Source organism: Methyloversatilis thermotolerans, from assembly GCF_000372885.1.
Classification (GTDB): Bacteria; Pseudomonadota; Gammaproteobacteria; order Burkholderiales; family Rhodocyclaceae; genus Methyloversatilis; species Methyloversatilis thermotolerans.
Genome location: NZ_KB889967.1, coordinates 721,564 through 733,316, shown reverse-complemented (window position 1 = coordinate 733,316; position 11,753 = coordinate 721,564). Strand labels below are relative to the sequence as shown.

Sequence of the window (11,753 nt, the reverse complement as noted above, 5' to 3'; positions counted from 1 at the left end):
CCTTAAGATTCGTCAACATTTCATCGAGACACGCTTGAAATCCCTCGTTACGTCAGGATAATCAGCGACACTCAACAATACAGGGGCACACCCTGATGACCGAGGTCAGCGGCGAAATGGTGCGCGATGCATCACGCCGATTGGAAACATGGGGACTCAACCGGAGTGCCGCTGGCAACGTCAGTGCGCGCTGCGGCGCCGTTTTCCTCATCACACCGAGCGGTGTCGCTCCGGATTTGCTGGCGCCGGAGGACGTGGTGACCATGGATCTGGCAGGTGGATGGCAGGGACGCCTGAAGCCTTCGTCCGAATGGCGCATACACCGCGACATCTACCGCGCCTGCCCGGACGCGGGCGCCATCGTTCATACCCATGCGCCCTTCTCCACCGCACTGGCCTGCATCGGTGACGACATTCCGCCCTTCCATTACATGATCGCCCGCTTCGGCGGCGCCAGCGTGCGCTGTGCGCGCTATGCCACCTTCGGCGAGCAGGCCCTGTCCGATGCGGTGCTGGAAGCACTGGACGGACGTCGCGCCTGCCTGATGGCCAATCACGGCATGCTGGTCCATGGCGACACCCTGAGCCACGCGCTGACCCTGGCGCTCGAATTCGAAACCCTCTGCGAACAGTACTGGCGCGCACTTCAGGTGGGAACGCCGCGCCTGATCGGCGAAGAGGAAATGAGTCGCGTGATCGCGAAATTCGGGAGCTACGGACAATGAATACGGTCCTGGATCACGGTATCCCCGCTCAAGAATCAGGTCTGATGGCCGTGAACAGGAGCAATTCACTTTCCCGGCACAACGTGGCCGCCACGCACCGCACATCCGCCCCGTCATGCCCCACTCGACGCTGACAGAAGGCAGCATGCCGCGCGACGACAGTTCGGAACGCCAGGTCGAAGCCGAACTGGTGTCGATTGCCTATCGACTGACGCCCTTCACGCTGTTGATGGCCGTCGTGCTGGCCGGACTGATCTGGGGCGTGCTGCACGCCATCGTCGACGTGCGCGCACTGACGCTGTGGCTGGGCGTCATGGTGGTGGTCAATGCCGGACGCTACGGCCTCATCCTGGCCTGGCGTCATGTCGCGCCGGGCATCAACGAAACCCTCATCTGGAAGTGGCTGTTCATCCTCGGCGTGTTCGCCGCGGGCGTAGCGTGGGGTTCGCTCGGCGTGGTGCTGATGCCTCCGCCCGGGCACCCCTACGAAATGGTCATTCCGCTCACCCTGGTCGCGGTATCGGCCGTCGGCCTGTTCTCGCTGACCGGCATGTGGAAGGCCTATGTGGCCATGTCGTTTCCGACGCTGCTGCCCACCGCCTTTCTGTACCTGACCGCGCCGGAACCCGAACGCGAGGTGCTGGGGGGCTTCCTGCTGCTGTTCCTGATGATCGCCGTCGTCAATGCGCGGCGCTTCCAGCGCAACACGGCGGAATTCATCCGGTTGCGCCTGCATCACGCCAAGGTGGCGCAGGAAAATGAAGAAGCCAAGGAGGCCGCCGAACAGGCGAACCAGGCCAAGAGCCAGTTCCTGGCCAATATGAGCCACGAAATCCGCACGCCGATGAATGGCGTACTGGGAATGGCGCAACTGCTGCTGCGCAGCGAACTGAACGCGGATCAGCGCCGCTATCTCGAAACGCTCTATCGCTCGGGCGAGAACCTGCTCGACCTGCTGAACGACATCCTGGACCTGTCGAAGATCGAAGCAGGACGCTTCGATCTCGTGCGCAGCGAGTTCGATCCGCGACGCACACTGCGCGAAGTGACCGAGCTGCTGGGGCCACAGGCGCGCGAGAAGAGCCTTACGCTGGCACTGGATATCGACGATGCCGTTCCGGGGCGCATTGAAGGCGATGCGGGTCGTTTGCGTCAGATCGCGGTCAACCTGATCGGCAACGCAATCAAGTTCACGGATCACGGAGGCGTGTTCATCACGCTGCGCGCTCACTCGTCCGAAACCGGCGCGCTTCTGCCGGATCGGCCGAACAGCGGTTCGGTTCGCCTCGTCATGTCGGTACGCGACACCGGCATAGGCATTGCGGATGCCGATCAGGGACGCGTGTTCGACGCCTTCGCCCAGGCGGACAACACCGCGTCGCGCCGCTTCGGCGGAACCGGCCTCGGCCTGGCGATATCCCGACAGCTCGCGGAAATGCTCGGCGGGTCGATCACGCTGCGCAGCGCGGCTGGCATCGGCTCCACATTCACCCTCACGCTGCCGGGCAAGGTAGTCGCCACCGCGCTGGACGAAAACGCCCATTCGCTGTCCATGCCCACGCTGCCAAGGTTGAACGGGACCGTTTTACTGGTCGAGGACAGCGCGGTCAACGCCGAGGTGGCCATCCACATGCTTGAGGCATTCGGCCTGCGCGTCACCGCTGCACGCGATGGCCGCCAGGCGCTGCAGGAACTGGAGCACGCGCGCTTCGACCTGGTGCTGATGGATTGCCAGATGCCGGGCATGGACGGCTTCGAGGCATGCGAGCGCATACGCGACCGCGAACGTCTGGTCGGCCTGCCCGCAACACCGGTCATCGCCCTGACCGCCGGAGCGAACGACGGCGACCGCGAGAACTGCATCGCCGCCGGCATGGACGACTATCTCGCCAAGCCCTTCCGCGAAGACGATCTGTACGCGGTGGTACGCAAATGGTTGCCCGATTCAGCGGTATCGGGCACGCAGTCGATCAGCGTCGAGAACATCGGCCAGGCCGACCGCGCCCGCTTTGCCGCGCTGTACGAGAAGGAATCCCAGCGCAACGTCCTGGCCATGCAGGAGGCGTTGCGCGAACATGATGACATCACGCTGCGACGCGCCGCCCACACCATGAAGTCGCTGGCGGTGCACGCGCAGGCCTTCGACCTGCATGACACCATGCGCCGCGTCGAAGCGGCTGCGGTCGAGAAGGACTGGGCGCTGCTGACCACCCTGGTGCCGATTGCCAGCCGCATGCAGCTCGAATCGGCACGGCGCGTGATCGAATGCAGTGGCGAAGGCGAATTCGCCCAGGGCGCCCTGCCCGACGCGCTGGACATCCTCATCGTCGATGATGACGAGGCGGAACGCTTCCTGATGCGCCGGGCACTTGAACAGGCGGGAGCCCTCAGCATCCGCGAAGCGGAAAGCGGCGAAGAGGCGCTGGTGCTGGTCGGCCAGCAGTGCCCCCACGTGCTGCTGCTGGATGGCCTGATGCAGGGCATGGATGGCATCGCCACCTGCAAGGCGCTGCGCGAACATTACGGCCCGGAACAGCTGGTGATCGTGCTGCTGTCGGGCATCGACGATCCGGCCTGGCAGCGCGCGGCGGTGGACGCTGGCGCAAGCTGCTTCGTCGCCAAGTCGGTGTCGCGCGACGCACTGATGGACGAACTGTCCGCCCGGCTCGCTGAACTCGACCGGCCATTGCACAGTCGACTGCGCAACAAGCCGCGCCTGAGCGTCGCCTGAGGCGGCATCCGCGCCTTTTGCATCCAGCCGTCGCGCCCGCCGGATGCGCCCACACATGCAGGAGCCTCCAGCCATGCGTCGAATCCTGATCGCACTTGTTGCCCTTGCCGTTCCGCTCGCACACGCCGCTGCCCCCGAGGATGTGGCGAAGGAAAGGCGGACTGTGCTTGAGCGCTATCTGACGGCATCCGAAGCGCATGCGATGGTCAGCGCCAACCGCAGTCGCGTCCTGTTCATCGACGTACGCACGCAAGCCGAAGTGAGCTATGTGGGCATCCCCGAGGGTCTGGATGCCAACATTCCCTTCCTGCTGATCGATTTCGATCACTTCGACAGCAAGAAGCGCAGTTACACACTGCACCGCAACCCGGATTTCCTGCGTGCGATAGAAGCCCGACTCAAGGCGAGGGGACTGGATCGCGACGCGGACATCGTGCTCATCTGCCGTTCCGGCGATCGCACCACACAGGCGGTGAACGTGCTGGCGGCCGCCGGATTCACGCGCGTATGGAATGTGGTGGATGGCTTCGAAGGCGATCTGGCCAATGGCCGGCGCAACCTGAACGGCTGGAAGAATGCCGGCCTGCCCTGGACCTACCGCCTCGAAGCGGATCAGGCGTGGACGCCGGCGGACGCCCGCTGAAGCGCTCCGACAGAGCCGCAGTGCGCCCGATGCGGCATGCGCTCCGCCGCAACCGCGGTCAGTCGCCGCGGAACGGCAACATGCGGGACATCAGTCCATCGCGATCCACGAACTGGTGCTTCAGCGCGGCGATGACATGCCCGGCGACCACCAGCATGAAGAACCAGTTCAGCACCCGATGCACCCACAGCAGTGCCTCACCCAGCGCCTCGTCCTTGGGCAGCAGATCGGGCAGCGGCAATACACCGAACCACACGGTCTGGAATCCCTTGGCCGAACTCATGAGCCAACCGGACAGCGGCGCCAGCACCATGAGCAGGTAGAGCAGATGATGGCCGCCCTTGGCCAGCCTGATCTGCAACGGGTTCATGCCTGCAGGCAGTTCGGGCGGTCGATGGGCGATGCGCCATGCCAGGCGCACCAGCACAAGCAGGAACACCGTAACGCCCGCCCACTTGTGGTAGGAGTAATACTTCAGCTTCTGCGGTGAAAGAGGCAGCTCGACCATGTAGAGGCCGAAGGCGAACATGCCGAACAGCATCAGCGCAACAAGCCAGTGCAGCGATATCGCGGTCTTTGTGTAGTGCATGACAGGTTTCCGGATCGGTGGAACGGCCCGGCGCTCGCATGCCGGGCGCGGTGATTTCAAATGCTGATCTGTGTGCCCAGTTCGACCACCTGATTGGGCGGCAGATGGAAATAGTTCGCCGGGCCTTCCGATTGCCGCATCATCCACGCGAACAGTGCTCGCCGCCAGGAATGCAGGTCGTCGCCCTCACCCTCGACCACGGTCGCCCGCGCGACGAAATAGGTGGTGCTCATCGATTCGAGTTCCAGGCCGCGCGCCTTGAGCTGTTCGAGCGCAGCCGGGATGTCAGGTTCCTCGCGAAAGCCGTAGCGGATTTCCACCGCATAGGTATCGCTGCACAAGGTATGCATTTCCGCCCGGTCGATATCCGGTACGCGCGGCACGTCCTCGATCGTCACGTGCAGGAAAAGGATGCGCTCGTGCATCACCTTGAAGTGCTTGAGGTTGTGGAACAAGGCGCTGGGCACCGTGTCGGTGTCGGACGTGAGGTAGATGGCGGTGCCCGCCACGCGCGGCACATCGAGCAGCGGAGCACTGATGAAATCGGACATCGGAATGTTGATGCGTCTGCGTTCCCTGCTGATCAGGCTGGAGCCGCGCTTCCAGGTGGTGAGCAGGGTAAACAGCGCCGCGCCAAGCAAGGTGGGCAGCCAGCCGCCCGCCATGAACTTGGTGAGGTTGGACGCGAAGAACAGCATTTCGATCAGCAGGAACACCACCAGTACCGCGAACAGCAAGCCCTTGAGGCGGCGCGTGGACATGCTGGTGATGAACAGCATGAGCAGCGTGGTGATGATCATGTCGCCGGACACCGCGATGCCGTAGGCGGCAGCCAGTTCGCTCGAACTGTCGAATTCAAGTACCAGCACGACAACCGCGATCAGCATGAGCCAGTTCACGGCGGGAATATAGACCTGACCGCGCTCGGTGTCCGAGGTGTGGAGCTGGCGCAGCCGCGGCAGATAACCCAGGCGCGTGGCCTGCGCCGTGATCGAGAAGGCGCCGGAAATGGTGGCCTGCGACGCGATCACGGTGGCCATGGTAGCGAGCGCGACCAGGCCAATGCGCCACTCTTCCGGCGCCAGCATGAAGAACGGGTTCTCGACCGCCTCCACCGAGCGCAGGACCAGGGCACCCTGGCCGAAGTAATTGATGAGCAGCGCGGGACAGACGATGAAGTACCAGGCCAGACGCACCGGGCGCGCTCCGAAATGGCCCATGTCGGCATACATGGCTTCCCCGCCCGTCAGCGCGAGAAACACCGCACCCAGCAGGAAGAACGCCTCTGCCGGCTTCTCGGCCGCAAAGCGCGCCGCATGCACAGGATTCAGTGCCGCAAGCACCTCGGGAGTCTGCACGATGCTGTTGAGCCCGAGCATGGCCAGGGTTGCGAACCAGACGATGGTGACCGGCCCGAAAAAACGCCCCACCACGCCGGTGCCCTTGCGCTGGGCACAGAACAGGACGACGAGTATGAATATGGTGATCGGCTCGACCCAGTGTTCCAGGGTGGGCGCCACGACGGCCACACCCTCGACCGCGGCCAGTACGGAAATCGCCGGCGTGATCACCGCGTCGCCGTAGAACAGGGCCGCAGCGAACACGCCAGCGGCTGTCACGGCCGCGATGCGGCGACGTACCCCGGTCCGTGCCGAGCGCTGGGCGAGCGATGCCAGTGCCAGCGAACCGCCTTCGCCCTCGTTGTCGAAACGCAGCACGATGAATACGTACTTGAACGAAATGAGCAGGGTCACGGCCCAGAACAGCGCCGACAGCGTGGCCAGTACATTGGCCTCGGAAAGCGGCAGCCCATGCGCGCCGGAGAATGCCTCCTTGAATGCATACAGCGGGCTGGTGCCGATGTCACCGAACACGACGCCCAGGGCCGCGACGATGAGCGGCCCCATTGATTTTGATTCGTGATGCGCCTGGGTCATCATCCGGACTGCGGAATGCGAGGCAAAGGGCGTCAGATACTGCGCCGCAACATGTTCAAGATCAAGTCTTGACCTCACATCGCGTTGATGTTTATCGATGTTTTACCGGGCTGGCATCACCAGCCATCGACACCATGACCGATACTTCCGATCTGCTTGCCCTGCGCGCCCTGGTGCGCGCCTTCGTCGATGAGCGCGACTGGGCACAGTTCCACACACCCAAGAATCTGGCCATGGCCATGAGCATCGAGGCAGCCGAAGTCATGGAGCATTTCCAGTGGCTGCCCACCGGTCGCGAGCTGAGCGAGGACAAACGGCAGGCGGTGGCCCATGAACTGGCCGATGTTCTGGTGTACCTCGTGCGGCTGGCCGACGTGCTGGATATCGATCTGCCCGGCGCGATCGCGAACAAGATGGCCATCAACCGGCAGAAGTATCCGGCCGACCGCGTACGCGGCGATGCGCGCAAGTACGACGAGTACGAATGACACCGGTCACGGCGAACGGTCGGTTTCCGGGATAATCCACGCCTCCGCCGTCACCGGTGGCGTCCGGTCCTCTCCGGCGCCCCAATGCTCTGCCCGCTCATGACTTCATCACCCTCCCTGCTGTCCCGCCTTCCCCGCCCTCGCGCAGGTGGCCGCACCGACTGGCCCGCACTGCCCGGCGGCGCCCGCGCACTCGCGCTGTGCGAACTCGCACGCGAGCTGGATGCCCCGCTGGTGGTCGTTGCCGCCCGCCCGATGGAGGCACAGCGCCTGCTCGACGAACTGCGCTGGTTCGCGCCGGACTTGCGCACCTTCCAGTTGCCGGACTGGGAAACCCTGCCCTATGACCAGTTTTCGCCGCATGCCGACCTGGTGTCGGAACGGCTGGAAACGCTGTATGCGCTGATGCGCGGCGAGCTCGACGTCCTGGTGGTGCCGGCATCGACGGCGCTGTACCGGCTCGCGCCGCGCGAGTATCTCGCGGCCCACACCTTTTTCGTGAAACAGGGGTCCAGGCTGGACGTCGAGAGCCTGCGCCTGCAGCTCGCCGTCGCCGGCTACAGCGCGGTCACCCAGGTCGTGGCGCCCGGTGAGTACAGCGTGCGGGGCGGTCTGGTTGACCTCTACCCGACCGGCTCGGCCCTGCCCTACCGCATCGATCTGTTCGACGATGAGGTCGAGAGCATCCGTACCTTCGATGTCGATACCCAGCGCACCGTGTTCCCGACCCAGGAAATACGCCTGCTGCCCGCGCGCGAATTCCCGATGGACGACAAGGCCCGTGCGGCCTTCCGCTCGCGCTTCCGTGAAGCTTTCGAAGGCGACCCATCGAGATCCACCATCTACAAGGACGTATCGAACGGCGTACCCAGCGCTGGCATCGAGTACTACATACCGCTGTTCTTCGAGCGCACCGACACACTGTTCGACTACCTGCCGACGCATGCGGTGGTCGCCCTCGACTTCGAAGTGAACGATGCGATCGCCGATTTCTGGCGTGACACGAAAAGCCGGCATGACCTGATGAAGGGCGAACGTGCCCGCCCCATACTGCCGCCGGCCGAACTGTTCCTGTCGGAAGAGCAGTTTCATGTGTCGCTGGCCAACCGCCCCATCGTGCGGCTGGGGCGCGGCGACGACCTGGCCGATGTCGGGGTGCTGCCGGATGTCGCGGTTGAGCGCAAGTCCGACGACCCGCTGTTCCGGCTGCGCGCACTGGTCGCCGTCCAGCGCGTGCTGGTGGTGGCGGAATCGGCGGGACGCCGGGAAACACTTGCCGATTACTTCTCCGAATACGGTCTGCGGAACGCGGCGGTCGATGGCTTCGACACCGCACTGAACTCCGATACGCAACTGGCCATCGCGGTCGGTCCCCTGGCCGAGGGCTTCGTGCTGACCACGCCACAAAAGGGCCAGGGTCTGGCGCTGGTGACCGAAAGCGAGCTGTATCCGTCGCAGGCGCGCTCGCGCGGTCGCCGCGACGGGCGCAAGGTGACCGCCGAGAACTTCCTGCGCGACCTGACCGAACTGAAGATCGGCGATCCGGTTGTGCATCTGCAGCACGGCATCGGGCGCTACCTCGGGCTCATGCACATGGATCTCGGCGAAGGCGAGACCGAGTTCCTGCACCTGGAATACGCCGACGGCGACAAACTTTACGTACCGGTATCGCAACTGCATCAGATCAGCCGCTACAGCGGCGCACCGGGCGACCAGGTGCATCTGCACAAGCTCGGCTCAGGCCAGTGGGAAAAGGCGAAGAAGAAGGCCGCTGCCCAGGTGCGCGACACCGCGGCCGAACTGCTGGCGCTGTACGCGCAGCGCTCTGCACGCAAGGGTCACACTTTCGGCTTCAGGCAGCACGATCTGGATGCCTTTGCCGAAGGATTCGGCTTCGAGGAAACGCCGGACCAGCTCAACGCGATCAACGCGGTGGTCGGCGACATGACGTCCGGCCGGCCCATGGACCGCCTGGTCTGTGGCGATGTCGGCTTCGGCAAGACCGAGGTGGCGCTGCGCGCCGCCTTTGTCGCGGTGGCCGACGGCAAGCAGGTGGCGGTACTGGCGCCGACCACGCTGCTGGCCGAGCAGCACTACCAGACCTTCACCGACCGCTTCGCACAGGTGGCGCACGAGTGGCCCGCGCGCATCGCCGAAATTTCGCGATTCAAGAGCGCGAAGGAACAGGCGCAAGCACTGAAGGAGGCGGCCGAGGGCAAGATAGACGTGCTGATCGGCACCCACCGACTGCTGCAGAAGGACGTGAAGTTCGCCCGCCTGGGTCTGGTCATCATCGACGAGGAACACCGCTTCGGCGTGCGCCAGAAGGAGGCGCTGAAGGCGCTGCGTGCAGAGGTGGACGTACTCACGCTCACCGCGACGCCGATCCCGCGCACGCTGGCGATGTCGCTCGAAGGCATCCGCGACTTTTCGGTGATCGCCACCGCGCCGCAGAAGCGGCTGGCGATCAAGACCTTCGTCAGCCCGTGGTCGCGCGGCCTGATCCGCGAGGCAGTGCTGCGCGAATTCAAGCGTGGCGGTCAGGTGTATTTCCTGCACAACGAGGTCGACACGATAGAGGAAATGAAAACGCGGCTGACCGACCTGCTGCCGGAAGCGCGCATCGTGGTCGGCCACGGCCAGTTGCCGGAACGCGAGCTGGAGCGCGTGATGCGCGAATTCACGCAGCGCAGGCACAATGTCCTGCTGTGCACGACCATCATCGAAACCGGCATCGACAATCCGAATGCCAACACCATCATCATCAACCGCGCCGACCGTTTCGGACTTGCGCAGCTCCACCAGTTGCGCGGTCGCGTCGGCCGCAGCCATCACCAGGCCTACGCCTATCTGCTGACCGATGCGCATGCCAAGCCGACCGAACAGGGCCGCCGCCGGCTGGAAGCGATCACCATGATGGAGGAACTGGGGTCGGGCTTCTTCCTCGCCATGCACGATCTGGAGATCCGCGGCGCCGGCGAAGTGCTGGGCGAATCGCAGTCCGGCGAAATGCAGGAGGTGGGATTCAATCTGTACACCGAAATGCTCAAGAGCGCGGTCAAGACGCTGCAGAGGGGCGACAAGGGCGAAAGTGTCGACCTCACGCAACCGCTCGACGTGGTGTCGGAAATCAATCTGCACATGCCCGCCTTGCTGCCCACCCAGTACTGTCCCGATGTGCACGAGCGCCTCACCCTGTACAAGCGTCTGGCCAACTGCGAGAGCGACGACGAACTGGGTGCCTTGCGCGAGGAGCTGGTGGATCGCTTCGGCCCGATGCCGGAGCAGACCCGCGCCCTGATGGAAACCCACCGTCTCCGGCTGGCGGCGAAGCCCTTGGGCATCGCCAAGATCGATGCGCACGAGACGCAGATACTGGTGACCTTCGTGCCCAATCCCCCGATCGAACCGATACGCATCATCCAGCTTGTGCAGAAGGACAGGAACTTCAAGCTCGCGGGACAGGACAGACTGTCCTGGAAGCGGTCGAGCCCGGATCTGGACAGCCGGGTCGGCGCGGTGCGTGAGCTGATGAAGAAGCTCACCGGCTGATCGTCCCTGTCACGGCCCGGCGGCCGGTACAGCGCAGCGCGCGAGGCCGTCCCGGACGGGTCCGGCCCGCAGTTCGCGGCTATGCTGTGCGGCACCGACGACAGGGGGTGATCATGCGGATACTGATACTGGGCGCCGGCGGCATAGGCGGCTACTTCGGAGCGCGCCTGCAGCATGCGGGTGCGGATGTGCACTTTCTCGTACGCCCGCCCCGCGCGGAAATCCTGCGCGCCCGCGGCCTGCGGGTGCACAGCCCGCTGGGCGATCTGCGGCTGCAGCCCGACGTCATCACGCGCGTCGACGCGCCGGCCGACGTGGTGCTGCTGTCCTGCAAGGCGTATGACATCAACCCGGCACTCGATTCGATTGAACCGGCGATGGGCCCGCACAGCGCCGTCGTGCCACTGCTCAATGGCGTCGCCCATCTCGATGCACTGGACCGGCGTTTCGGCCGCCAGCGCGTGGCAGGCGGCGTGGCGCATCTGGCGCTCACGCTGGACGGAGATGGAGACATCCGTCACCTGAACTCGACCGAGAAGCTCATCATCGGCGCGCGGGCGGATTCGCATCGGACAATGGTCGAGTCGCTGGGCGAACGGCTTGCCGCGATCTCGCCCGATTACCTCGTATCCGCCGACATCGAACAGGACATGTGGGACAAGCTGGTGTTCATCAGCGTACTGGCCGGAGCCACCTGCCTGATGCGTGCCCCCGTCGGGGTGATCCTCGCCACGCACGCCGGTGGCCGCCTGATCGACGACATGCTGGCGGAAAGCGCCGCCGTCGCATCGGCCTGCGGCCACGCTCCGGCACCGGCCAGAATGGAGGGCTACCGGGCGACCCTCACCGAATCCGGTTCGACGCTGACTGCGTCCATGCTGCGTGACCTGTTGCGTCACGCACAGACCGAAGCGGAGCACATACTGGGCGATCTTTGCCGGCGCGCCGAAGAGCATGCCTTGCAGGTGCCCATGCTTGATCTCGCCCTGTCGCATCTCCAGGCCTACGAAACGCGCAGAGTGTCGGAATCCTCCGGCTGAGAACGGGAGCGGCAGGCCGTATGATGAGCGGCGGTACATGCTGCATGG

8 protein-coding genes are annotated in these 11,753 nt (G+C 64.6%); 6 read left to right on the top strand and 2 right to left on the bottom strand.

The window, feature by feature from the left end:
* Positions 1-95: 95 nt before the first annotated feature.
* The 3 genes from A3Q7_RS0102955 to A3Q7_RS0102945 all read left to right on the top strand — a co-directional run bounded on the left by A3Q7_RS0102955 (position 96) and on the right by A3Q7_RS0102945 (position 4,099).
* A complete protein-coding gene (locus A3Q7_RS0102955) occupies positions 96-725 on the top strand; it encodes a class II aldolase/adducin family protein (protein WP_018410363.1) in 630 nt (209 codons plus the stop codon).
* A 145-nt stretch (positions 726-870) separates the two neighbouring features.
* Positions 871-3,456: a response regulator gene (locus A3Q7_RS0102950; RefSeq protein ID WP_018410362.1), complete on the top strand. Its 2,586-nt coding sequence runs from the start codon at positions 871-873 to the stop codon at positions 3,454-3,456.
* 73 nt (positions 3,457-3,529) lie between these two features.
* Positions 3,530-4,099: a rhodanese-like domain-containing protein gene (locus A3Q7_RS0102945; protein ID WP_018410361.1), complete on the top strand. Its 570-nt coding sequence runs from the start codon at positions 3,530-3,532 to the stop codon at positions 4,097-4,099.
* A gap of 58 nt (positions 4,100-4,157) precedes the next feature.
* On the opposite strand, the gene A3Q7_RS0102940 is transcribed toward A3Q7_RS0102945, so the two are convergent.
* A complete protein-coding gene (locus tag A3Q7_RS0102940) occupies positions 4,158-4,688 on the bottom strand; it encodes a cytochrome b (RefSeq protein WP_018410360.1) in 531 nt (176 codons plus the stop codon).
* A gap of 56 nt (positions 4,689-4,744) precedes the next feature.
* Positions 4,745-6,625, bottom strand: coding sequence for a potassium transporter Kup (locus A3Q7_RS0102935; protein WP_026224421.1), 1,881 nt, complete (start codon positions 6,623-6,625; stop codon positions 4,745-4,747).
* Positions 6,626-6,759: 134 nt separating this feature from the next.
* On the opposite strand from A3Q7_RS0102935, the gene A3Q7_RS0102930 reads away from it, so the two are divergent.
* The 3 genes from A3Q7_RS0102930 (at position 6,760) to A3Q7_RS0102920 (ending at position 11,705) form a co-directional block, all read left to right on the top strand.
* Entirely contained in the window at positions 6,760-7,113 is a 354-nt protein-coding gene (locus A3Q7_RS0102930) for a nucleotide pyrophosphohydrolase (protein WP_018410358.1), read from the top strand.
* A gap of 99 nt (positions 7,114-7,212) precedes the next feature.
* A complete protein-coding gene (mfd, locus tag A3Q7_RS0102925; RefSeq protein ID WP_018410357.1) occupies positions 7,213-10,665 on the top strand; it encodes a transcription-repair coupling factor in 3,453 nt (1,150 codons plus the stop codon).
* Between the two features lie 113 nt (positions 10,666-10,778).
* Positions 10,779-11,705, top strand: a complete 927-nt coding sequence (locus A3Q7_RS0102920; RefSeq protein ID WP_026224420.1) for a ketopantoate reductase family protein — start codon at positions 10,779-10,781, stop codon at positions 11,703-11,705.
* The last annotated feature ends 48 nt before the right edge of the window (positions 11,706-11,753 follow it).

What these genes read in the sequence shown, in the direction of transcription:
- A3Q7_RS0102955 (WP_018410363.1), top strand. Translation starts at nt 96, where the DNA reads ATGACCGAGGTCAGCGGCGAAATGGTGCGCGATGCATCACGCCGATTG.
- A3Q7_RS0102950 (WP_018410362.1), top strand. Translation starts at nt 871, where the DNA reads ATGCCGCGCGACGACAGTTCGGAACGCCAGGTCGAAGCCGAACTGGTG.
- A3Q7_RS0102945 (WP_018410361.1), top strand. Translation starts at nt 3,530, where the DNA reads ATGCGTCGAATCCTGATCGCACTTGTTGCCCTTGCCGTTCCGCTCGCA.
- A3Q7_RS0102940 (WP_018410360.1), bottom strand. Translation starts at nt 4,688, where the DNA reads ATGCACTACACAAAGACCGCGATATCGCTGCACTGGCTTGTTGCGCTG.
- A3Q7_RS0102935 (WP_026224421.1), bottom strand. Translation starts at nt 6,625, where the DNA reads ATGACCCAGGCGCATCACGAATCAAAATCAATGGGGCCGCTCATCGTC.
- A3Q7_RS0102930 (WP_018410358.1), top strand. Translation starts at nt 6,760, where the DNA reads ATGACCGATACTTCCGATCTGCTTGCCCTGCGCGCCCTGGTGCGCGCC.
- mfd (WP_018410357.1), top strand. Translation starts at nt 7,213, where the DNA reads ATGACTTCATCACCCTCCCTGCTGTCCCGCCTTCCCCGCCCTCGCGCA.
- A3Q7_RS0102920 (WP_026224420.1), top strand. Translation starts at nt 10,779, where the DNA reads ATGCGGATACTGATACTGGGCGCCGGCGGCATAGGCGGCTACTTCGGA.